This is a genomic window from Legionella drozanskii LLAP-1, from assembly GCF_001467585.1.
Classification (GTDB): Bacteria; Pseudomonadota; Gammaproteobacteria; order Legionellales; family Legionellaceae; genus Tatlockia; species Tatlockia drozanskii.
The window spans coordinates 681,957-705,783 of record NZ_LNXY01000027.1 but is presented as its reverse complement, the minus strand read 5'-3'; the positions used below and the strand labels follow the sequence as shown (position 1 = coordinate 705,783).

Sequence of the window (23,827 nt, the reverse complement as noted above, 5' to 3'; positions counted from 1 at the left end):
ATGTTGATAGAGCCTAATTATAATTATTGATTTTGCTGAAAATCGGGTTAAGTGCGCTTAACCCTTTTTTATTGGAGTGGCTAGATATGATCATTAATTTCCTCTCGGCAGTCGCGTTAGTATTTGTGTTCGAGGGATTAATGCTTTTTAGTGCTCCTAAGCGAGTGAAGAGATTATTACGCAAAGTTATTGAACAGGATGAGAAGGTAATGCGTATAAGTGGTTTTTTCAGCATGCTGGCGGGAGTAGTTCTACTCACCGTTGTTCATCAATTTGCAGAGTAAAGAGTCGATTATGGGTAAAAATGTTGTTGTAATAGGTACACAGTGGGGTGACGAAGGCAAGGGTAAGATTGTCGATCTCTTAATGCAGGATGCACAAGTTGTCGTCCGCTATCAGGGTGGCCATAATGCCGGTCATACTCTAAAAATAAAGGGTGAAAAAACGGTATTACGCCTTATTCCCTCAGGAATATTAAGACCTCATGTGCAATGTTACATTGGCAATGGCGTCGTTCTTTCTCCACAGGCACTTCTTGATGAAATTAAAGAATTAGAAAATAAAGGAGTGAATGTTCGTAGCCGCTTGCATATCAGCCAGGCTTGTCCTTTAATCTTGCCTTATCATGTAGCCTTGGATAAAGCGCGAGAAACTCATAAAGGCAGTGTTCCAATTGGTACAACAGGTCGTGGCATTGGGCCTGCCTATGAAGACAAAGTGGCTAGAAGAGCATTAAAGGTCAGTGATCTTTTAAATTTACAACGCTTTAAGACCAAGCTGGTCGATTTACTGCAATACCATAATTTTGTATTAAAAAATTACTATAATCAGCCCGAAGTTGAACTTGAGCCTTTATTAAAAGAAGCAGAGGGTTGGGCCGAAGCCTTGCGCGATATGATTTGTGATGTCACCACTTGTTTGCATAATCATAGAGAAAAAGGGGAGGCTATCTTATTTGAGGGAGCGCAAGGTGTTTACCTTGATATTGATCATGGCACCTATCCGTTTGTAACCTCATCAAATACTTGTGTCGGAAGCGTGATTAATGGTGCTGGTTTTGGACCTAAATATCTTGATTATATTTTAGGCATTACCAAAGCTTACACGACACGCGTTGGTGGTGGCCCGTTTCCGACAGAACTTAGCGATGACATTGGTCAGGGATTAGCAGCTCGTGGCAACGAGTTCGGTGCTGTAACAGGGCGCCCACGTCGCTGTGGATGGTTTGATGCTGTTTTATTGCGACGTTCTATTGAACTGAATAGTATCTCTGGTTTATGTATGACCAAGCTTGATGTATTGGATGGTATAGAAACAATAAAAATTGCTGTTGCTTATCGCGATACAACGGGTCAATTGTTGACTCGTCCGCCTCAATCCGCCGAAGATTTCGAGGGTTTGGAGCCGGTATATGAAGAAATGCCAGGTTGGTCCGAGTCTACCGCGGATATAACCGAATTAAATCAGTTACCTGCTAATGCCTTGGCTTATGTAAAGCGAATAGAGAATTTGCTGGGAGTCCCCATTGATATGCTATCAACAGGTCCTGAGCGTGATTCAACTATTATTCTTCGAGATCCATTTAAGGTTTAAATCAATAGGTTGGGCCTTGGCCCACCTTACCTTTCTTATATTAGCTAGCTCTGACCCCACTCAATTTATTAATTTTTTTGCCATCAACGAATTAAACGAGTAACATAAATAAATATTTATCATTTTGTTATAAAAAGAATCACAATGGAGGTGAGTTATGTACAGTAGTAGTTGGGATAAACTTGTGGGTATGTTGCCGACGAAACAGCAAATAATCAATTTGCTTCCAATCGATGCTGGTGCCATTAAGCATTCTCTGCAATGGATTACATCCAGCTCTGATGACATGTTATATCTTAATCCTAATTTTAAAGCACCTGAAAAAGGCAGATCTGTTCTCAGCGAGAAAGGAATTGTCCTTTACCTTATTCACGGTACAGCGGATTATCCCGACGGTTTCAATGACTTCATTATTAATATACTGCTAAAACTTCCAAGCTATGTCTATGCTATTTGTAATGTGACTTTTGACAATCGGTTTGAAGGGGTTTCTATTCAAGAACAAGGGATGCAGATTTATCAAAAAATTATAACGAATGGTCATAGTGATGTTGGTTTTTTAGGTCATTCTAGAGGCGGGCTCGATGCTCAGCAAGTGGATGCACAAGTAGCAGGAAAGAATGAAGGCGATATTAAAGTGCACTTCGTTATTAATGTCTGTACTCCTTATCGCGGTTCTTATTTGGCCCTTCCACCGCTCACCTCAGCCTCTACTTCCGTGGGTCAAATGGCTATTGGTTGCGACTATTTGAAAAAAGTGGCAAAAGAGGTAATGGAATCACAGGCTAGCTATCATTTTATTTTAGCCCGACGCGATAAGATCGTAGAGCCTAGTTATTGCTATTTAACTGAATATGTCGAAAAAAATCCAAAGTCACTCATCGTTATTGAGGATGTGGGCCATTTATCAATCATGCATAATAGTTACTTAGCCGACAGGTGTGTCACTATTTTGGAAAATCATGCCGCAACCCTAGAACGAAAAGCAAAGACAGTTCACCTATCTAATGAGTCACTTCTCGGAGAGGAGCTTCCTGAGCCTGAGATGAATTATAGAGGTTTTCAAATCCCCTAAACTCTTTTTCAAGGACACGTTGCAGGCGCGCTTTTTCATTCTTTTTTATAAAAAGACGACATGCTGGGCTATCGAGTTCTATACACGACTCAACTGGGAGTCCTTGATTGGCGTTGGCCCATATACTTTGCCCTGGTAAAAAACTATATGTAATTGCATTTCGACTTATCATTTTTAACCTAGGATAATCCAAGCCATGCTTTAGTGTGGCTTCAACATATTGTTGGGTGAGATCGGTTCGCAATAAGCCTTCATCATCGGTCGATAAGACAACAGGTACTTTATGATTTAGATAGTCATTTAGGGGGTGCTGTGAGCCTGAGATATGGAGTAATTTTTGATTGCTGATGAGGTTAATTTCAACCGCAGTTCCTTTTTGCGCCATGATCTGGAATAATTTTTCAGCATCGTTTTCGAAAGCAATATCAACACCATGACCTATTCGTTCTGCCTGACCTATAGTAATTGCATCACGAATGTGGAAGCGTAAATTTTCGGGAACGACTGCTGGTGGAGCTAGTTCACCCGCATGCAAGGCAATATGAACCTTCGGATAAGCTTCATGTAAAAAATTAAAAACCTGCATTTGCTGACGATAATCACGTAGAGAAATAATGCCGTCTTCAGCTTGCACTAAGTTAACCCCAACGATATCTTCAGAGCGCTCAGCTACGGCAAAACCATTCAGGGCTTGCGCAAATACTTTTTCTATAGGCTGTTCACGCAAAATATAATATTGAAATTTGACCTTTATTCGGCAAACATCCTGTTGTGGATTGGTACTGCAATCCAAATCTTGTCGAGCTTGTTTTAAAATTCGACTGGCTTCTTTGCCAGTGTATTCTATATTTTTAATAAAATCTGGATTTTCAAGTAATTGTTGTTGGGCTCGAGAAAATAGATCGGGGCTAATCGTTGACGGTGAAAACTGAGTTGATTTTGCATTGTCTGGCAAAATCATAATTTCTAAATAAAGCTCATGTTGGCTAGCCGCGCGTTGCATGATTTCTGCAAGAAGCTGTGGTCTATAATCAGCAACCAAAGGCATAAATTTATAAAAACTCGCAAAAAAATGGTCATGATTTGACTCCTGACCCTCTATAAAATCCTTAAGAGACCAGGCACGGATAGTTTGTGCATAGAGCTCAGGATAATTGCTCAATTCTTTTCCAGATACGTCACGACAACGCTGCTCTACCATCTTAGTCATCGTCATGGTTTTTTTATCTAAACAATAATCACCCTGCGCAGCAAGGGCAAGCATGGTTTCAGGGTAGGCGCCACCTGCCAAGTGATAATGTAACTCCCCTCCTTTTGGCATATTTTTTAGAAAGCTGTATAAGGCATTAGGCTGATTTTTGATACTATCGAAATAGCTGCTCACAGTGGCATTCGTAAAGGAATGGATGAGCAATAGAGTGACGAAGGAGCTTATTCTAAACAGTTTCATAAAAGCACAGGGAGATTGGTTGGATGGCAATTATCTCATAAATAATTCATGTCAACAAACAAGAATGGTTTTAGAGTAAAAAAAACACCCTCCTTTGTCCTTCACACTATCTCCCCAATTCCGAGGAGATAGTGTGCAGTTTATGGAGGGTGATTGATTATCGGTGAGCGACGGATAAACCTTTTAGAATCGTAAGAGCGGCATACAATTGATAGTCTTCATGCAATAAAGTGTCGTCATCTTTTATTGTATTATTACTTGTTGCTTGCTCTTCGCTTTTATTCATTAAGTGGCCACTCAAATCTGCTTCGCTGAAACCGGCAAAGGCATCTGTTTTAGGCGCAGCTTTAGGTACATCAATTTCCTCCACGACGATATCAGGAGTAATACCTTTAGCCTGGATTGAAGTGCCGGATGGGGTATAGTACAGAGCCGTTGTTAACTTAATTCCCCGTTTCTCATCAAGTGGTAGCACAGTTTGTACTGAACCTTTACCAAAACTTTGTGTTCCAAGGATGACCGCTCGTTTATTATCCTTCAGCGCACCAGCAACGATTTCAGAAGCAGAAGCGGAGCCGTTATTAATCAGTACGACCATCGGTGCTTTGTTTAAAATATCATTAGAGTTCGTCGTTAGGGCAGTAAATTTTGAGCCCGGCAGACGTCCTTGCGTATAAACAATCATTTCTGGTTTACCATCTTTATCATTAGCGAGGAATGAGTCAGACACTTGAATTGCAGAATCTAAAAGTCCGCCTGGGTTATTTCTTAAGTCCAGAATCAGTCCTTTTAAATTACCACCCGATTGTTGTTTAAGTTGGGCAATTGCTTTTTCCATGTCTTGACCTGTCATCGCCTGGAATTGAGTGAGGCGAACATAGCCATAACCATCATCGAGCATTTTACTTTTAACACTCTTAATCATAATTTTTTCACGTACTAGAGAAAAAATAAGCGGTTTATTTTGACCCTTACGTAGGATTGTTAGATCAAGAGTAGTACCTTCTTTGCCGCGCATTAATTCAACAGCATCTTTTAAGCTGATTCCTTGCACCGATTTAGGACCCAGTTTGATGATGTAATCACCTGCTTTAATACCTGCTTTGAAAGCAGGGGTGTCAACTAAAGGAGTAACCACTTTGACGACGCCATCTTCCATAGTGACTTCGATACCAAGGCCACCAAATTCACCAGAAGTTGAAGTTTGTAATTCCTTAAAGGAATCTTCGTCCAGGTAAGTAGAATGAGGGTCTAGTCCACTCAACATACCGCGAATAGCGTTATCAAATAATTCTTTATCATCGACGGGTTTAACGTAATATTTTTTAATTTCGCCAATCGCATTGGAGAAACGTTGTACATCTTCCATAGGAATTTGTTTTGTTCCACTTTGATCCTCGGCAGGAAATGCTTGCGCCGGAAAAATTAAGGCTGTAGTAACTATTGTTGCCATGGCCCCAACATAAAACCGTCTCTTGTGCATACTATTCTCCTTGGCTAAGTTTGGCGACGCTGCTTAGGCGGGCCAGCTTTTTCCGGTATCGTGTTTTCTATATTGCAATATAAGTGCCAGGGGCAATCTTAAGTTAACCAATCTAGCGGAGGGATTGCTTTGCCACGATGTCTCACTTCGAAGTATAGTCCGTTTTGCTTCAATCCGCCGCTGTGGCCGACTGTAGCAATTTGTTCTCCCTGAAGGACGGTTGCGCCTTTATGTTTAAATAACGATTGATTATGAGCATACAAAGTCATGAAGCCCTGACCATGATCAAGAATTATTAATAATCCATAGCCGTTTAGCCAATCGCTAAAAACAACTTTGCCTGGATAAACGGCGGTTACAGATGTTCCTTCTCCGGCAAAAAATGTCACTCCCTGGTTCATTTTTTGTAAGGCTTCAACACGAACCGGCCTAGGCAACTTTTTGCGCATCTGAGTAAAGGGTTGCTTAACTTGGGTAATACTCTGTTGAGCCAAAGTTTTAAGGAGTTGCGATAAATTCTTTTTGTTTCGTTCGTATTCAGACAAAGTCAATTGTTTAGTTTGAATCTCATTATTAAGTGTTTGAATAACGGCCTGATGATAATTTTTATTTTGCTCAAGTTCTTGTTGATGCTTGTTGAGTTGCTGTTGTAGTTGACGTTGACTATTCAATTCATCTTTTAAGGTTTCTTGATTGAGCGTCAGATTGCGTTTAGTCGAATCAATTTGATCAATAATGTTTTGCCGCGATCGTACTAAATATTGATGAAAAGTAAGCAGGCGGCTAATGGAGTAAGGATCATCTTGGCTAAGTAACCATTTTAAGGGTTGATATTCACCCATTTTATAGCGAGTGCGAATATGTTCAGAGAGTAATTGCTGTTGAGCGTGCAGTTGGTTATTTAAATCATTCACATGCTGCTGGAGAGTATTGATTTTTTGTTGTTTTGAATTCATACCTTGCTGAATGTTACGCAGCAGATGGACTCCTTCACCTATTTGTTTTTCTGTACCAGCAAGTTCTTTATTTAATAGACCGCGTCGATCGTTTGCGGAGGTTAAGGTTTGCCTGAGTTTACCAATTTGTTCATCAAGTTGTCTCAGTTTACTCTTAGTTTGATTGACTGAGGAGTTTTCAGACCAAGAACAAAGGGGAGCAAATAGAAAAAGACCAATGACAAGCAGCATCTCTAGATGAGGTGTTCTTCCCAGAAATTTCAAGTTTTTGTTAGAACTTAACCATTGCCTAATTCGGGAGATCATGAGTTTCTGCCAATAATACGCTGCCTGTCATTTCATCGGGCGGCTGAATACCTAATAAAGCCAAAATAGTAGGGGCAATATCGATTAAGTTTCCCTTGGATTTGTTAAATTGCCAATCGCCACCTACAAAAAGCAAGGGAACTGGTTGACAAGTATGAGCAGTATGGGCTTGATTAGTTGTTTCATCATACATTGATTCCGCATTGCCATGATCAGCAGTAATTAACAAAGCGCCTCCCGTATCTACTAAAGCTTCCCATACCTCATGCATGCATTGATCTAAACACTCAATGGCTTTTATCGTTGCATTAAAATCACCGCTATGGCCAACCATATCTGCGTTTGCATAATTACAAATAATGACATCATAAGCTTCACTATGAATGGCGTCTACTAGTGCACGCGTCAGTTCTGGTGCACTCATTTCGGGAAGTAAATCATAAGTAGCAACCCGGGGCGAGGGAACAAGAATTCGATCTTCATTGGGGAAAACTTGTTCTGAGCCGCCATTGAAGAAAAAAGTTACATGAGCATATTTTTCTGTTTCAGCAATACGTAATTGGCTTAATCCATTGGCCGCAATCACTTCGCCCAAGGTATTGTTTAAGTTCATAGTAGGGAAGGCTGATTCAGTGTCTAAACTTTTTGCATATTGCGTCATGCTGACGAAATGAGCAAGAGAAGGTTGTCTTGACTGAATAAAACTATTGAAGTTTTTGTCAATAAAGGCTTTGGTTAATTGGCGAGCACGGTCAGCACGGAAATTGAAAAAGAAGAGAGAATCGCCATCTTCAATGCTTTGGCTTTTACCAATCAGAGTTGGTGGAATGAATTCATCGAATTTCTTTTCTGCGTAAAAAGATCGAATTGCTTCTTCTGCGGTATCAAAATGATAACTACTTTTACCTTCCGTTAATAAATGATAAACAGGCGCTATTCTCTCCCAGTGTTGATCACGATCCATCGCAAAATAACGACCGCTAATTGATGTAACTGAGGCTACGGGATAAAGCTCCAGTTGCTTTTCAAGCCGGGCAAAGCTGTCTAAGGCACTTTGCGGTGGCGTATCGCGGCCATCGAGGAATAAATGCAGGCAAACTCGATTGAATGCCAGTTTCGCACAGAGGGCAAGAAAGGCAAATAAATGATTTTCATGGCTATGAACGCCACCAGGAGAGAACAAGCCCATCACATGAAGGACTTTGCCACTTGCTTTCATGTCCTCAATCATCTGAACCAAAACGGCATTGTGATTAAATTCATCCTGAGTAATGGCTGCATTAATACGGGTAAAATCTTGATTAATAATGCGGCCTGCGCCAATGTGCATATGACCCACTTCAGAATTTCCCATTTGCTCATCTGGTAAACCGACCTGAGGTCCTGAAGCTGAGAGTAAAATATGCGGGCGAGTTGCCCACCATTCATCCCATTGAGGAGTATGGGCCGCAGAAATTGCGTTATGCTCATTTTCTTTACGGTAACCCCAGCCGTCAAGAATCATTAAGACGAGGGGTGTATTTTTACGCATACTATTCTCTTGAATAAAAAGTTTGATTATATACCCAATCAAAATGAAGTAGTGAGCTAAATTTTATCGGTTTGTTGATACGATTGTGAATGGTCAATATTATTTTAATAATAAGAATTTAAAAGCGATCAATAGTTGTCTATATGTTTAAAAAGGAACTAAAAAGGCGTAAAATTGACTATATTTTATTGTTTAGCAGTAAACTAATAAACGAAATAATATAAAAAAAGATTAATCGCATAAGTTTTGCTGCAAATCCGATTAAAATACTGTATAATATGTGACAATTTTTTATTCATTTGAATTTTAGAAGAGTGCTATGGCTGACTTAAACTTGTACAGAAATATTGGTATCTTTGCTCACGTAGATGCCGGAAAAACCACCACTACCGAACGTATTCTTAAGCTCACCGGTAGAATCCACAAAATGGGTGAGGTTCACGAAGGTGAATCAACAACCGACTTTATGGAACAGGAAGCGGAGCGCGGTATTACCATTCAATCAGCAGCGGTGAGCTGTTTCTGGAAAGGTACTCGCTTCAACGTAATCGATACTCCAGGCCACGTTGACTTCACTGTAGAGGTATATCGTTCACTGAAGGTACTCGATGGCGGCATCGGGGTATTCTGTGGTTCTGGCGGTGTTGAGCCTCAGTCAGAAACTAACTGGCGCTATGCGAACAATTCAAAAGTATCTCGTTTGATTTTCGTCAACAAGCTTGACCGTATCGGCGCGAACTTCTTGAAAGTAACTGAGCAAATTAAAAAAGTATTGGGTGCAAATCCTTTAATCATGACTTTGCCCATCGGCTTTGAAGATAGTTTCGTAGGTGTTGTCGATTTATTAACCCGTAAAGCTTATGTTTGGGACGAAACTGGTCAGCCAGAAAATTACACGGTTACTGACGTACCAGCCGATATGCATGACGACGTTGAAACGTATCGCGCACAATTAATTGAAACAGCGCTTGAGATGGATGATGATTTGCTAATGGCTTATTTAGAAGGAGAAGAGCCTTCAATAGAAGACATTAAGCGTTGTATCCGTAAAGGAACGCTTGAATTAGCCTTTTTCCCAACTTATTGCGGTTCGGCCTTTAAAAACAAAGGGATGCAGCTATTATTAGATGCAGTAGTTGACTATTTGCCTGCTCCCCATGAGGTTAATCCACAGCCTTTGACCGATGCTGAAGGTGAGCCAAACGGTCAATTCGCTATCGTTTCTCCTGATGAGCCATTTCGCGCCTTGGCATTTAAAATTATGGATGACCGTTTTGGTGCGCTAACATTCATACGCATCTATTCAGGAAAACTAAATAAAGGGGATACTATTCTTAACTCCTTTACCGGTAAAACTGAACGTGTCGGCCGTATGGTTGAGATGCAAGCAAATGAACGTAATGAATTACATAGTGCTGAAGCAGGCGACATTATAGCTATCGTAGGTATGAAAAACGTTCGCACCGGCCACACCCTTTGCAGTCCTAATCACGAGTGTACACTTGAAGCGATGGTTTTCCCTGAGCCAGTTATCTCTATTGCAGTCGCGCCAAAAGATAAGGGCTCTACTGAAAAAATGAGTATTGCTATTGGTAAAATGGTTGCAGAAGATCCAACGTTTAGAGTTGAAACTGATGAAGATTCAGGTGAAACCATTCTTCGTGGTATGGGTGAATTACATCTTGATATTAAAGTGGATATTCTGAAACGTACTTACGACGTTGAATTAATTGTAGGCCAACCACAGGTTGCTTATCGCGAAACCATTACCAAATCTATTCAAGACAGCTATACCCACAAGAAACAATCAGGTGGTGCTGGTCAATACGGTAAAATTGACTACACTATTCAACCAGGCGAACCAAACACAGGCTTCACTTTCCTTACATCCGTCGTGGGTGGAAATGTCCCTAAAGAATTCTTCCCAGCAATTGAGAAAGGTTTTCGCTCAATGATGGGCACAGGTACTTTAGCAGGTTTCCCTGTATTGGACGTTGTGGTTAACCTCACCGATGGTGGTTACCATGCCGTTGACTCTTCAGCAATTGCGTTTGAAATTGCTGCAAAAGGGGCTTTTCGTCAATCAATACCAAAAGCTGGCCCACAATTGCTTGAGCCAATTATGAAGGTTGACGTTTATAGTACAGAAGAAGATGTAGGGAATGTGATTGGTGATTTGAACCGTCGTCGCGGCATGATCTCAGGCCAGGAGCCTAGTGCAGCAGGTGTCCGCATTAAAGCCGATGTTCCTCTTTCAGAAATGTTTGGTTACATCTCTACCTTGCGTACCCTTACCTCTGGACGTGGTCAATTCTCAATGGAGTTCTCTCACTATTCTCCTTGTCCAGCCAGTGTAGCTGAAGCAGTGATTGCCAAAGAAAAAGAAAAGAAAGCCGCAGCTGCTAAGTAAGATAGTCAACTTTTAAAAAGCTCCGTCCGTTTATTCTGATGGAGCTTTTAAAAGATAACAATCAGCTCAAGCAAACCTTAAAAATAATTTGTAAAACGGTTAAACAGTCTTTTATACTTTGAAAACACCATTCGATTATTAAAGCTCAAAATAAGTCTTCCTTTATTCCTCTTTTTTATCCAACTTGTGTCCATCGAGATGTTGTTCATTGTGTTCATTCTTTTGTTTCTCTACCTGCTTTTCTTGTTTTGTCCTTCCGAATTTAATACGATTTTCGGAAGCTTTTTTTTCTTTCTCCAAACGAATTTTAGCCTTTCTTTTTTTATTAAGATTAATAATCTCTACCATGGAAATCTCTTTTAAATCAGGTTTTGTATACTATAGCGCATATAGCACGCAAAAAAATTAAAACAAAAAAATAGCTAGGATGAAGCTAGTTCTAAGTGGAGTCTTTAACAGAGAAATTTATACCAGAATTATTATAGATTGCGATAAACAATCGAGCGTTTAAAGAAATATTGATTGAGTCAATTAAATACAAAGGGTTATCAATCTACACTAGAAAAACTTTCTCAAACTGAGAGGTCAAAGCTAGGTTAAGCCCAACTATAAAACCCCTCTTCCGGGAATGGAAAGAGGGGCCAGGCGAAATGGTACTCTATACAACAACTTGTCTATTAGTAAGCGTTCACGCCAGAGTGTATATAGTTGTTCACAGTTTGCGTTTAAATGCGTTTTATCAGCACCATTTTCACGCAATCTACACTCAAATCAAAACGCTATCCAAGATTCAAGCCTACCCCTTAAGCAGGCTTGCCGAACCGTTGTTTCTGAGCTTTTTTCGCAACGACGGCTGTTCTATTTTTGTGAGGAAAGGATTTTTTAGTTTGAGTGGGCGATGCACTATGAGGGAGATTGTGATTGGGTTCAAAGTCTTCAATTTCAACTCGATTTAATTTATGCTTAATCAATCGCTCTATTGCATGTAATTGCTGCACTTCATCAGCACTCACTAAAGAAATTGCCTCTCCCGAAGCGCCAGCTCGGCCTGTACGGCCAATGCGATGTACATAGTCTTCGGCAACCTGAGGAAGATCAAAATTGATAACACAAGGTAGTTGATCAATATCAATACCACGGGCTGCAATATCTGTTGCAACTAAAATATGTAACTCCCCAGATTTAAATTCAGCCAGAACCTTGGTGCGTTGTGATTGTGATTTATTGCCATGAATAGCTGCGGCATGGATGTGGTCTTGAGCTAATTGTTTAACTAATTTGTTTGCTCCATGTTTGGTTCGAGAAAACACCAGTGTTTGTCCCAATTTATTTTTATGGATTAAATGGCTTAATAAATCTGATTTGCGGCTTTTATCCACGGGATGAACTATCTGTTTTACGGCAGCTGCAGTTGTATTGCGTGGTGCTACGTCAATGGCTATAGGTTCCTTTAATATACCTTTCACAAGGGAACGTATTTCTTCAGAAAAGGTAGCAGAAAACATGAGATTTTGGCGATTTGCAGGCAGTAGTTTAATAATGCGCTTTATGTCATGAATAAAACCCATATCAAGCATACGGTCTGCTTCATCTAATACCATGGTGTCTACTTCATCAAATTGGATAGCTCGTTGTTGGTGTAAATCCAATAATCGTCCAGGTGTTGCTACTAATAGCTCTACGCCACCACGCAATTTCATCATTTGTGGATTGATTTTTACTCCACCAAAAACTACAGCGGAGCGTAGCGACAAATGGCGTCCATATTGAACAATACTTTCATGAACTTGAGCAGCTAATTCGCGTGTTGGGGTAACTATCAAAACCCTAGTTCGGTTATTTTTTGAACGGGGTTTATCTATTAATTTTTGTAAAATAGGCAAGACAAAACCAGCTGTTTTGCCTGTTCCCGTCTGAGCTGAGGCCAGCACATCCTTACCACTTAAGATCGCAGGGATCGCCTGTTTTTGAATGGGTGAGGGCTCAAGATAGCCTAATTCGCTAACGGCACGGAGTAGGGGGTCTATTAAACCCAATAATGCAAAACTCATGTTATTTTTCCTTATAAATATTTGTTAATAGATTACCATCAGTTTTTTTATCCTAAGCTCTGTGCGAGATGACGATTTAGGGAGTTATAAACAAGGTTATCGGCAGTCATACCTAATTCAGTATGGTTGATTTTTGATCAATTATATCATGGATTTGAGATACCAGGAAATTTATTGTATCTCAATCTTAGAGCTAATAGCGAGGATACTTAGAGTTGCAGTCAAAATTAGAGCCAGAGAGCAGGAGCTATATCGGCTTGCTGTGCATCAAGAGCTGCCACTTTGAAAGATAAAGAAAGCTCAATCTACTGTGCCAGTAATACCATTAGGAGAATGCAAAATATTGGCATGCCTTGCCTTACTCTGTAGAAGTTAATACTAAATTCCAAAATATTATGAGAAACAACTGTTTTGATCTATGAGGAATGGCATCATCATCCTTTTTCACTTAGAGATAGGAATCGGTGACGCCTCTTTCTTGGTAACCTTGTTTGAATTTATTGCGACTAGTTTAAAAGAGACGCGACAAAGGGCCAATTAGTATTCATAATGTGTTAATATAAGCATGAGATATTTATAAATAGTTCCTTTGAGGTAGTAACAGTATGGCAGACGAGCAAGGGCGTTTGAGTGCATCCGATCTGAATAGATGTTTGGTAGAGGCTCTATATGAAGAAGATGAGGTTCGACTTTATTATCCGAAACCAATTTTTGAAGGATTTACGTCTACTCTAGGCGACAAAAATATATTAATTACCCAAAGTAGGCAAGGTTGGAAACAAGCTCATGCAGCCTATTGTTTGGCAAGACAGTGGCAAGAAATACTTGAAAATTTTACGAATAAAAAAAATTATACTTTAGAACAGCAAAGTATGATTGATCGCAAAATTCGTAAAATTCGAGATGCTCATAAAAAAGAATTTTATAGCAAGTTGAAAGCTCAGGAAGATATTGAGGAGCAGGATCTTGAGATTCTTCAAGCAGATTTATTATCCGATGTATTGGGTTTTGAGCGATTTACTAGCTTATACGATTTATTATGCCCTATTGCCAATAGTAGTTATAAATTGATAGGAAAACGTTTAATTATTGTTCATGCTACAGTTGACACCACCAAGGGAAAAACCCCAGAAAATTCTGCCAGTTCAATAATTACTAGGTTGAAAGAACAAGAAATTATTGATGAATCGATTAAGATAACCCATCTCATCCCTGAAGTTGGCAAAGGACGATTGGATGGAGTTTTTGGTGTCAACCATATTAGGCTTCGAGTTGCTCAAGGTGACCCAATTGATATGCACGGAAGTCAACTCATCGATCCCAGAGATATTTACCAAGGGTACTTTGATACGGTTAATTGTGGGCGTTATGTCGCAACAATGATCGGCCAGGCTGTTGGCTTGCTGCATAAAGAAGATGAAGAGATCAGTGTAAAGGCATTAAGAGCCAGCCCGATAGTAAAAAACGCTGCTAAATTTACTTCTGACAAAGCATTGCAGGCAGCAACCAAATTTGCTTCTGAGCATCCTATTGATGTTGGGTTACAAGAAAACGCAGTTGAAAGAATAATTGAACAGATTAGACAATTAAACTATACCTACCAGCAAAGAGTTGAATTGGGTATAGAATATGAGCATCTTTGGGGTTCTTTCTTCGGCGGGCATTCGGCCACCCAAAAACGGAATGTTAGTCAACAGCTTCTAGATGAGTATCAGCGTAGTAATAGGATTGCTACTGATACAGCAGATCAAAAGATTGTTGAGCAAGGAGAGTTAGGAAAATTATATCGACAATTGAAAGAAGCAATTAAAATTGATGATAGTCATAGTGATGAATTGCTAAGGCCTTAATAACCAAGTTTAAATACTAAATCCTACTTCAAAACAGCTAAAATAATTGAAGCCTTTTAACTCCTCGGGCACTCTTTGAATATTTTATGTATATTTTTGCCAAAATAAGCACATTCTGTTGAATGTTATATAATTAGATTCTGACTTGTTGATTATTTATGGGTGAAATTGTGTTAGATCTAATTATTAAAGAAAAGAAAATCGATGAACAACAGTTTCATATAATTGCAAACTTTAAAGGTACAGAGGTTTGTACTGCTATTATAAGCTTAGCTCCTGAACGTTTAGCATTACAATGGATTGAAACTAAAGAAGAATATCAGCATAAAGGGGTCGCCAGCGTAATACTTAATTATTTATGTAAAAAATGCGACTCTGAAAATAGAGACCTAACCATCAAAGCTGTCGATGAGGAGGTATTAAATAATTTCTACCTACGATGGTTTTCTAAGAAAACTGATCCAACTAATTCAAGCCCTGACAGGGTTAAAGATAAATTTATATCTTTCTTAAACGATGATGAAAATCCCAACCTGCTAACAATCTTACACGAGGATCTTTCCTGGGATGTAATCTCTGGTTCTTATACTTATAGTTCGAATGGTTTTTAGTTGACAGTATTACTCTTGTATTCCCTCGACATTAACAATTTCTATTGAGAGATTAGGAATAGCCATCATCTGGTACTTAATATTTTGCTCCAAAGCGGTTAGACTAATGACCTTTTATTATTTGTTGGATGAATGGGTTGAATGATATCTTACCCCAACATATTGCCATAGTAATGGATGGGAATGGGCGTTGGGCACAAAGCCGAGGTTTATTGCGCGTTGAAGGTCATCGTGCTGGCGTTGAATCGGTCAAGTCAGTAATTCGCTGTTGTTTGCAAAGCGAAATACCAGTTCTCAGTTTATTTGCTTTTAGTAGTGAAAATTGGTCAAGACCTGAAAATGAAGTTGAGTTTCTTATGCAACTTTTTATAGAAGCCTTAGGCCATGAGGTACGAGAGTTACATCAACATGGTGTTCGTTTGTGCTTTACAGGGGATCGAGCCGCTTTATCATCAGCACTTTGTGAGCAAATGTCCGCTGCAGAAAAACTGACTGAAGCAAATAACCGATTAACTTTAAATATCGTTGTCAACTATGGCGGCAAATGGGATTTAGTTCAAGCGACAAAAACAATTGCAAAAAAAGTAGAAGCTGGTGAGTTGTCTGTTGATGAGATTGATGAGGGTATGTTAGCTCAGGCCTTAAGCACAGCCGAGTTAATAGATCCAGATTTATTCATCCGCACTAGCGGAGAACAGCGAATTTCTAACTTTTTCCTATGGCAGCTGGCTTATACTGAATTGTATTTTGCTGATGTTCATTGGCCTGATTTCGATGCTAATGAATTTCAAAAAGCATTAGCTAGTTTTAGTCGAAGAGAAAGACGCTATGGTAAAACTTCGCAGCAATTAAAAGAGGCTGACCATGTTTAGACAAAGGTTATTAACCACCTTAGTGCTTGTACCGCTCGTTTTATTCATAATTTATTATGCAAAAAACTGGATTTTTATAGATTTGATTCTGCTATTGCTAGTTGCTTGTGGTTTAGAGTGGTTATTTTTAATCCCTGTTAAGCAGTTATGGTTGAAAATAGTCTTTGTGATTCTTTTGCTAGCTTTTACCTGGCTAAATCATCTGGGTTTTTATTATTGGTTATTGTCCGGGATGCTAGTTTGGGTTGCTATTTTAATCGCTGTGCTCAATTTTCCTAAATCTCAGCGTATTTGGGGGCATTCATGGATTGTATTTCTTGCCGGACTTTTTCTGCTTCCCTTATTTGCGCAAAGCATGCTGAGGCTTTATCATGGATATGAGGGTAAAAACTTAGTGGTTTATTTGTTTTGTCTAATTTGGGCCGCAGATATCGGTGCGTATTTAGCAGGTAAGCAATGGGGAAAACACAAATTAATTCCTTTGGTGAGTCCAGGTAAAACAATACAAGGCGTGCTAGGTGGATTTTTGCTCTCGATGTTAGTGGCATTAGCTGGTTATTTTTATTTCCAGCCTCAGGGGATAGTAAATTGGTTCTTAATCGCAGTCCTCACTGCATTAATTTCCGTCCTAGGTGATTTATTTATTTCCATGCTAAAAAGGCGGACTAATATTAAAGATACTGGGCATATATTGCCAGGGCATGGCGGAATACTTGATCGATTAGATAGTTTAATCGCGGCGTTACCTTTATTTTACTGTGGGTTGGTTTTTCTAAACCCGGGATTATAACTATGGTTGCAACCCTACTTTATTTTTTCCTGGCGTTATTACTCTTAATCACAGTGCACGAATATGGTCATTTTTTGGTGGCTCGTCTCTGTGGCGTTAAGGTTTTACGTTTTTCTTTTGGTTTTGGAAAAGTTTTAGCGCGTTGGCACGGCAAACATGGGACGGAGTATGTATGGTCATTGCTCCCCTTGGGTGGCTACGTGAAAATGTTAGACGAGGCTGAAGGAGAGGTTCCGGCTAAAGAGCGCCATCTGGCATTTAACAATCAATCTGTTTGGGCGCGAATTGCCATTATTGTGGCCGGCCCGTTATTTAATTTTATTTTTGCTTTTGTCGCTTTATGGCTAGTACTAGTCATTGGTATTAAATCATTAGCACCAATGATCGATGGGGTGAAAGCGGGTAGCATTGCTGCAATGGCAGGTTTAGAGCCTAAACAAGAAATTGTGGAGATGGATGACAAGAAAATAAATAGTTGGCGTGATTTTCAATTTGCCTTGATGCCTTTGCTCGGAAGCGATAAAACAGTTTCACTGACGGTAAAATCATTACCTAACGGCCAAATGAAAACCCTATCCTTGCCTCTCGCTAATTGGGAATTGGATCCTAAAAAACCTGATCCTTTAAAAAGCTTAGGTATAAAACCCTTTATTCCGAACATCCCCCCTGTCATTGGTGAAATAGTAAAAGAATCACCTGCCAATACAGCGGGTTTACAGGTAGGAGATGTGGTTAAACAAATTAATAATAAACCTGTAGATGATTGGTTGGATTTGGTAGAGTATGTAAGGCAGCATCCTGATGAGCAATTAGCGCTTGTTATTAGCAGGAAGGGTGAAACTCAATCTGTTAGTTTACGTATCGGATCCAAGCTTAATAATGGCAAGAAAGAGGGTTTTCTAGGTCTTCGTTCAGAAAAAGTGGATTGGCCTGCTCAATGGTTACGCACGGAGCGTCAGCGACCATTGCAAGCCATCGGAACGGCTTTTACCCAAACCGCTGAACTTACAGGCGCTACCTTCTCGCTGATTGGACGTTTTGTAACCGGCAAATTGGCATTGCAGAGTATTAGTGGTCCGGTAGGTATTGCACAAGGTGCTGGTGAATCAGCTCGTAGCGGATTAACCTATTATTTATCATTTTTAGCATTGGTTAGCATTAGTTTAGGTGTCTTAAATTTATTGCCTATTCCTATGCTGGATGGTGGGCATTTGTTGTACTGTGTTATTGAAGTGATTCGAGGTAGGCCACTTTCGGATAATGTAAAATCGGTAGGTATTTATTTAGGATTGATGGTGTTAATGGGATTAATGTTATTGGCGTTAAGTAACGATATATCGCGCTTAACTAATTGATAATAATCGATAAACTGAACTAAGTTGAAGTATACAGCCAGGTAAGGTCTTATTCAATTTCTTGACAGGGTCGGTCAGTTCCTATAAAAGGTTGCAATTTATTTCTCGCTGGATTCTTGGGATAATTCCTTTGATTCCAGAAATAAGATTATCTGTGCTGGACGTAATATAAGAATGAAAAAAGTCAGTAGAAAAATTTTATTGGGTATTTGTTGTTCGACAATGTTAACTTGGTCAATACAAGTTAGTGCAGCAAATGAATTTATAGTACGTGATATCAAAATTACCGGGTTACAGCGAGTTAGCGCCGGTACTGTATTAAACTATCTGCCTGTTCAGGTGGGTGAAGAGGTAGGACCTGCTTCTACGGCGCAAATTATTCGAGCTTTGTACGATACCGGTTTTTTCCAATCAGTTGAACTTGAAAGACAGGGAAATACACTGATTGTTAATGTGGTAGAGCGAGCAACCATTGGTTCGGTAACCGTCGCAGGGAATAAAGAAATTCCCAGCGAGAAGATGAAAGAACTGCTAAAACAACTTGGTTTAGTGAAGGGTCGTGTCTTTCAGCGCTCGTCGCTAGAGCGCTTAGAAAAAGAGCTAAAACAAGCTTACAATGCACGAGGTAAATATAATGCTCGCATTGAAACTAGCGTAAAAAATCTCACTGAAAACCGCGTTGCAATTAACGCGACAATTTCGGAAGGCCGTGTTTCGCGCATCAAAGAGATTAAGTTTATTGGCAACCACGATTTTACAAGCAGTGAGTTGATGCCGCAGATGTCTTTATCGACTTCAAGCATCTTTACCTACCTTACTAAAAAAGATCAGTATTCCAAAGCAGCGATGGATGCATCCCTGGAATCCTTGCGCTCGTTTTATCTCGATCGTGGATATTTGAAATTTAGAATAGTCTCTTCGCAGGTTTTATTATCTCCTGATAAGAAAGATGTTTTTATTAATATTCATATAGAAGAAGGTCCGCAATACCGTTTTTCCGGCTATTCAGTCATTGGTAAAACCATTTTACCAAAAGGGAAAATTGATTCGTTAGTTCAAGTCAAACAAGGTGAAGTGTTTTCAAGAAAGAAAGTGACTGAATCGATTTCTGCAATGGGTTTAGCACTGGGAGACATCGGTTATGGGTTTCCTGCAATTAATGCTGAACCACGTATTGACGAAAAAAATAAAACAGTATTTATTACCTTCATTGTTGAGCCTGGACGTCATGTGTATGTTCGACGAATAAATTTCCATGGTAATACTAAAACAGCGGATTATGTATTACGAAATGTTATCCGTCAAAATGAAGGTTCCTTGCTATCACTGCACAATATTAAAGAGTCTGAAAGACAAATGCGTCTTTTGGGTTATTTAAAGAATGTTAATGTGAAAACAACCCCAGTTCCTGGTGCAAATAACCAGGTTGATTTGGATGTGGAAATCGAAGAGGCCCCCTCTGCAGAAGCGACCGCTTCTTTGGGATATGGAACAAACGGTCCTCAATTTAATGCTGCGTTTAATCAACATAACTTTATGGGTACAGGTCGTTCTGTAGGAGTAGGTTTCAACGCAAGCTATTGGGGTAAAGATTATTCTTTTAATTACTATAATCCTTTTTACACCAAAACGGGTGTTGGGCGTGGTATTAACCTGTATTACCAAACCATTGATCCGAAGCGGCTAAAAGACATTAGCGTGTACTCTGCCGATCGTTTTGGAGCCGATGTCAGCTATAATATTCTTCTTAGCGAATTCAGTAGTTTGCAATTAGGCTATGGTTATCAGGATTTACGAATTAAATCCGTTGGTTTCGTAGAGCAGATTCGCAATTTCGCACTTTTGCATGGCCGTAATTTCCATGAGATCCGCTTAAGCTCAGGTTGGAGCCGCAATACTTATGATCAAATGCCTTATCCAACACGAGGATGGAACCAGCAAGCGAACGTTTTAGTTGCCTTACCTGCATCAGCTAAGTCATTGTCTTATTACAAAGCATCCTATATGACTCGCTTCTACCAACCTCTGTTGCGAGGATTTATTTTAACTGCATTAGGAAATGTTGGTTATGGAAATACCTTTAACCGAGATGGCTTGCCTTTCTTCGAAAACTATTATGCAGGTGGTATTGCTTACCCAGGGCAAGTACGTGGTTATGACAGCTATTCCCTAGGACCTAAAGATAATAACTTTAATGCTTTAGGAGGAAACTTCTTGTTGAATGCTAGTGCAGGACTTATTTTGCCCTATCCCTTGAGTAGAGATACCGTCAGGACAACAATCTTTGCTGATGCGGGTAACGTTTATGCGAGTCGTATGCCGACCTTCTTGACAGGTATCGATTCTGGGCCTTTGCGTTATTCAGCTGGTGTGTCTGTAGAGTGGCGTTCACCTTTTGGACCTTTGGCATTTAGCTTAGCTAAGCCCTTAAACAAGCAACGTTTTGATGATGAGCAGGTATTCCAATTTACCTTGTCATCTGGCTTTTAAGGTGAAATGAGAGCAAGCTCTTATTCGATAAAGAAAATTTACGATAGAGCTTTTCACAATTATCGCAACCTACGATGATCTGTGATAGCATCAGGATCTTTTAATTAGGAGAGCAATAAAAATGAAGCGTGTGAGTGGGATTATAATCTCGTTGATGTTGAGCTTAGTTGGTTTTAATGCCTTTGCAGAAGCAAAAATCGGCGTAGTTGATTTGCAGAAGATTATGCAAACTTCTAGTCAGATGAAAACAATTCAGCAAAAACTAGAAAAAGATTTTAAACCCCGTCGTGACAAATTAGTCGCCATGGAAGAAGGTTTAAAGCAAGACATGGAAAAATTTAAACGTGATGGCTCTATTATGAGCGAGTCACAAAAAAAGGATATGGAGAAAAAGATTCTTGCTACACAACAAACTTTTGAAAGAGAAGGTCAACAATATCAACAAGAATTAAGCACAGCTCACAATGAAGCAATGGAAGAGCTCTATAGCAAAATTCGTAAAGCGATTGCCAAAGTTGCTGATACTGATAAATATGACATCGTTTTACAAAAGGATGCAGCTCCCTTTAGTTCTGAGAAGCTAGATATTACTGAAAACGTGATCAAACAAATTAGCTAATCAGTGTGAAATCTGTGTACACCCTTGCCGAATTAGCACACCACCTTGATGGTTGCTTGCATAGTAATGCCGAGCAATCTATCAGGGGTGTAGCGTCTCTGAGTCGTGCTACAAGTTCCGATCTAACTTACTTTGACAATTTAGTGATGTTACAGTTGTTGGATAAAACTCAAGCTGGCGTGGTGTTGTTAACAGCTGGGCATGTTCATTACTGTCCAGTAAATTCCATCGTTGTTGCTAATCCCTTAGAGAGTATGGCTATTGCTGCAGATCTGTTTGCGCTGGCAATTAATCATCATGAAGGTATCCATCCCAAAGCCTCTATTTCTCCTGCTGCTCTGTTGGGAGAACAGATTGCTGTAGGAGCTAATACTGTTATTGCTGATTCAGTGAAGTTGGGTGATGGTGTAAAAATAGCAGCAAATTGTGTAATTGAAGAGGGAGTGAATATAGGGCCGTATTCTACGATTGGAAGTGGTGTTTATATTCATAGTGGTTCGAAGTTAGGTGCTCATGTGGTGATTGAAAATGGTGTCATCCTTGGTGCTGCTCCTTTCAATAGTATAAAGAAGCAAGGGCGTTGGCATAGTGGTGCAGCAGTTGGCGGCGTAGTGATCGCAGATTATGTTCAGCTTGGTGCAAATACTGTTGTTGCAAGAGGTTCCTTGGGCGACACGTATATTGGTGAAGGCGTACATATTGATAATTTGGTTCATATTGCTCATGATGTAACCATCGGTAAAAATACCGCAATTGCTGGATGTGCGGCGATTGGTGCTTATACGCAGATTGGTGCAGATTGTATAGTTGGTGGTGCTAGTTGTATTGCTGCTCATGTGCATTTGGCGGATGATGTCGTTATCACTGGAATGTCAACGGTAAGTAAATCACTGTCTAAAGCCGGCGTTTATTCTTCGGGAATTATAGTGAGTGAGCACCAGCAATGGCGTCGTAATGCCGCGCGTTTTCGCCGTCTTGATGATTACATTATTCGGCTCGCAAGACTGGAAAAAGAATATAACAAAAAAAATATGGAACATATCTCTCAGAATTAACATGAAGGGATCCCATGAATTCAGCTTGTTTAAGAGTGAGTTTGCGGGTTCTTTTTAACCTGGGTCGTATGAGGAAGCGATAGAATTATGAATGTAGTGAGAACTAATGTATGACTGAATCCGTTGATATAATCAAAATTCTTGAAATGTTGCCACATCGTTATCCATTTCTTTTAGTGGATCGAGTTTTGGAGTACGCCCCATTCGATTATTTGATTGCTACAAAAAATGTAACTATCAACGAACCTTTTTTTAATGGGCATTTCCCAGGAAATCCCATCATGCCTGGAGTGCTAATGCTTGAAGCTTTGGCGCAAGCAAGCGCGATATTATCTAATTTATCGCGCTCTCCTAAAGAAGGACATGAGTTTTTGTATTTTTTTGCGGGTATTGATAATGCCAAATTTAAACAAGTCGTGACTCCTGGCGATCAATTACGTTTAGAAGTTAAATTTGTTGGTCAAAAACGCGATTTTTGGCGTATGCATGGCGAAGCTTTTGTCGGTGACAAACTAGCCTGCTCCGCAGACTTAATGAGTGCAGCAAAGGAAATAAAAAGTGATAGATGAACGTGCGATGATCCATCCCACCGCCAAATTGGCAGCAGGGGTATCAATAGGTCCAGGCTCTGTAATTGGTGCCGGAGTTGAAATTGGTGAAGGTACTTGGATTGGCCCCCATGTGGTAATTCAAGGTCCAACTGTGATTGGGAAAAATAATAAGATTTTCCAATTTGCCTCAGTTGGTGATGAGCCGCAAGATATCACTTATAAAGGTGAGCCAACTCGTTTAGAAATTGGGGACAATAATATTATTCGTGAGTATTGCATGATTAGCCGCGGTACAGTGAAGGGCGGTGGCATTACTCGCATTGGTAATCAAAATTACTTAATGGCCTATGCTCATATTGGTCATGATTGTGTGGTTGGTAATAATGTCACTATGATAAATTATTCAGCACTTTCTGGGCATGTCATTGTTCATGACTTTGCAATTATTGGTGCCTATGCTGCTATACATCAATTTTGTCATGTGGGCGCTTATGCTTTTATTGCACGGGCAACTTATATCAACAAAGATGTATTGCCCTATGTCATGATTGCAGGACATACCACTTCAGCTTGTGGTTTAAATACAGTAGGCTTACGCCGCAGAGGATTTTCAGTGTCAGCTGTTGAACAGTTGCGACGTGCTTATAAAATCATTTTCCGCAAAGGATTGACCGTTCAACAAGCTGTAGCGGAATTGGAGCTCATGCAAAATGATTGTCCTGAAGTAATACTCATGATTGATGCATTGAATGAATCAACTCGAGGTATTGTGAGGTAAT

20 protein-coding genes are annotated in these 23,827 nt (G+C 39.8%); 14 read left to right on the top strand and 6 right to left on the bottom strand.

Annotation, left to right across the window (positions count from 1 at the left end; translation table 11 throughout):
* Positions 1-86 precede the first annotated feature (86 nt).
* From Ldro_RS12330 to Ldro_RS12320, 3 genes are all read left to right on the top strand, one after another.
* Positions 87-284, top strand: coding sequence for a DUF2065 domain-containing protein (locus Ldro_RS12330; RefSeq protein WP_058496699.1), 198 nt, complete (start codon positions 87-89; stop codon positions 282-284).
* Positions 285-294: 10 nt separating this feature from the next.
* On the top strand, positions 295-1,593 hold the full coding sequence (locus Ldro_RS12325; RefSeq protein ID WP_058496698.1) for an adenylosuccinate synthase: 1,299 nt from the start codon (positions 295-297) through the stop codon (positions 1,591-1,593).
* A gap of 157 nt (positions 1,594-1,750) precedes the next feature.
* Positions 1,751-2,668: a lipase family protein gene (locus tag Ldro_RS12320; protein WP_058496697.1), complete on the top strand. Its 918-nt coding sequence runs from the start codon at positions 1,751-1,753 to the stop codon at positions 2,666-2,668.
* Here Ldro_RS12320 and Ldro_RS12315 read toward each other — a convergent pair.
* The 4 genes from Ldro_RS12315 to gpmI all read right to left on the bottom strand — a co-directional run bounded on the left by Ldro_RS12315 (position 2,598) and on the right by gpmI (position 8,394).
* Positions 2,598-4,118, bottom strand: a complete 1,521-nt coding sequence (locus Ldro_RS12315; protein WP_058496696.1) for an adenosine deaminase family protein — start codon at positions 4,116-4,118, stop codon at positions 2,598-2,600. The genes Ldro_RS12320 and Ldro_RS12315 overlap by 71 nt on opposite strands.
* Positions 4,119-4,275: 157 nt before the next feature.
* A complete protein-coding gene (locus Ldro_RS12310; RefSeq protein ID WP_420795408.1) occupies positions 4,276-5,571 on the bottom strand; it encodes a S41 family peptidase in 1,296 nt (431 codons plus the stop codon).
* Positions 5,572-5,699: 128 nt separating this feature from the next.
* A complete protein-coding gene (locus Ldro_RS12305; protein ID WP_058496779.1) occupies positions 5,700-6,788 on the bottom strand; it encodes a murein hydrolase activator EnvC family protein in 1,089 nt (362 codons plus the stop codon).
* A gap of 58 nt (positions 6,789-6,846) precedes the next feature.
* Positions 6,847-8,394, bottom strand: a complete 1,548-nt coding sequence (gpmI, locus tag Ldro_RS12300) for a 2,3-bisphosphoglycerate-independent phosphoglycerate mutase (RefSeq protein WP_058496694.1) — start codon at positions 8,392-8,394, stop codon at positions 6,847-6,849.
* Positions 8,395-8,713: 319 nt separating this feature from the next.
* On the opposite strand from gpmI, the gene fusA reads away from it, so the two are divergent.
* The gene (fusA, locus tag Ldro_RS12295; RefSeq protein ID WP_058496693.1) at positions 8,714-10,804 is read left to right on the top strand and encodes an elongation factor G; all 2,091 of its coding nucleotides are present in this window, start codon (positions 8,714-8,716) and stop codon (positions 10,802-10,804) included.
* A 162-nt stretch (positions 10,805-10,966) separates the two neighbouring features.
* Here the strand turns inward: fusA and Ldro_RS12290 are convergent, their stop codons facing one another.
* Together Ldro_RS12290 and Ldro_RS12285 are read right to left on the bottom strand one after the other, a co-directional pair.
* Positions 10,967-11,152: a DUF4169 family protein gene (locus Ldro_RS12290; RefSeq protein WP_058496692.1), complete on the bottom strand. Its 186-nt coding sequence runs from the start codon at positions 11,150-11,152 to the stop codon at positions 10,967-10,969.
* Between the two features lie 455 nt (positions 11,153-11,607).
* The gene (locus Ldro_RS12285; protein ID WP_058496691.1) at positions 11,608-12,855 is read right to left on the bottom strand and encodes a DEAD/DEAH box helicase; all 1,248 of its coding nucleotides are present in this window, start codon (positions 12,853-12,855) and stop codon (positions 11,608-11,610) included.
* Positions 12,856-13,460: 605 nt separating this feature from the next.
* Here Ldro_RS12285 and Ldro_RS12280 point away from each other — a divergent pair.
* From Ldro_RS12280 to lpxA, 10 genes are all read left to right on the top strand, one after another.
* Complete coding sequence (locus tag Ldro_RS12280; RefSeq protein WP_058496690.1) at positions 13,461-14,705, top strand: hypothetical protein; 1,245 nt, start codon at positions 13,461-13,463, stop codon at positions 14,703-14,705.
* Positions 14,706-14,863: 158 nt separating this feature from the next.
* A complete protein-coding gene (locus tag Ldro_RS12275; RefSeq protein ID WP_058496689.1) occupies positions 14,864-15,316 on the top strand; it encodes a GNAT family N-acetyltransferase in 453 nt (150 codons plus the stop codon).
* 137 nt (positions 15,317-15,453) lie between these two features.
* The gene (locus Ldro_RS12270; protein WP_131764186.1) at positions 15,454-16,188 is read left to right on the top strand and encodes an isoprenyl transferase; all 735 of its coding nucleotides are present in this window, start codon (positions 15,454-15,456) and stop codon (positions 16,186-16,188) included.
* Positions 16,181-16,978: a phosphatidate cytidylyltransferase gene (locus Ldro_RS12265; protein ID WP_058496687.1), complete on the top strand. Its 798-nt coding sequence runs from the start codon at positions 16,181-16,183 to the stop codon at positions 16,976-16,978. The genes Ldro_RS12270 and Ldro_RS12265 overlap by 8 nt, the downstream gene beginning before the upstream one ends.
* A gap of 2 nt (positions 16,979-16,980) precedes the next feature.
* Positions 16,981-18,333, top strand: a complete 1,353-nt coding sequence (gene rseP, locus Ldro_RS12260) for an RIP metalloprotease RseP (protein ID WP_058496686.1) — start codon at positions 16,981-16,983, stop codon at positions 18,331-18,333.
* Positions 18,334-18,507: 174 nt separating this feature from the next.
* Complete coding sequence (bamA, locus tag Ldro_RS12255; protein WP_058496685.1) at positions 18,508-20,823, top strand: outer membrane protein assembly factor BamA; 2,316 nt, start codon at positions 18,508-18,510, stop codon at positions 20,821-20,823.
* 121 nt (positions 20,824-20,944) lie between these two features.
* Complete coding sequence (locus Ldro_RS12250) at positions 20,945-21,442, top strand: OmpH/Skp family outer membrane protein (protein ID WP_058496684.1); 498 nt, start codon at positions 20,945-20,947, stop codon at positions 21,440-21,442.
* 14 nt (positions 21,443-21,456) lie between these two features.
* Positions 21,457-22,497: a UDP-3-O-(3-hydroxymyristoyl)glucosamine N-acyltransferase gene (gene lpxD, locus Ldro_RS12245; protein ID WP_058496683.1), complete on the top strand. Its 1,041-nt coding sequence runs from the start codon at positions 21,457-21,459 to the stop codon at positions 22,495-22,497.
* Between the two features lie 110 nt (positions 22,498-22,607).
* Positions 22,608-23,066 carry a 3-hydroxyacyl-ACP dehydratase FabZ gene (gene fabZ / locus Ldro_RS12240; RefSeq protein WP_058496682.1) on the top strand — a complete coding sequence of 153 codons (459 nt, stop codon included), beginning with the start codon at positions 22,608-22,610 and terminating at the stop codon, positions 23,064-23,066.
* Positions 23,056-23,826, top strand: coding sequence for an acyl-ACP--UDP-N-acetylglucosamine O-acyltransferase (lpxA, locus tag Ldro_RS12235; protein WP_058496681.1), 771 nt, complete (start codon positions 23,056-23,058; stop codon positions 23,824-23,826). The genes fabZ and lpxA overlap by 11 nt, the downstream gene beginning before the upstream one ends.
* Position 23,827 lies beyond the last annotated feature (1 nt).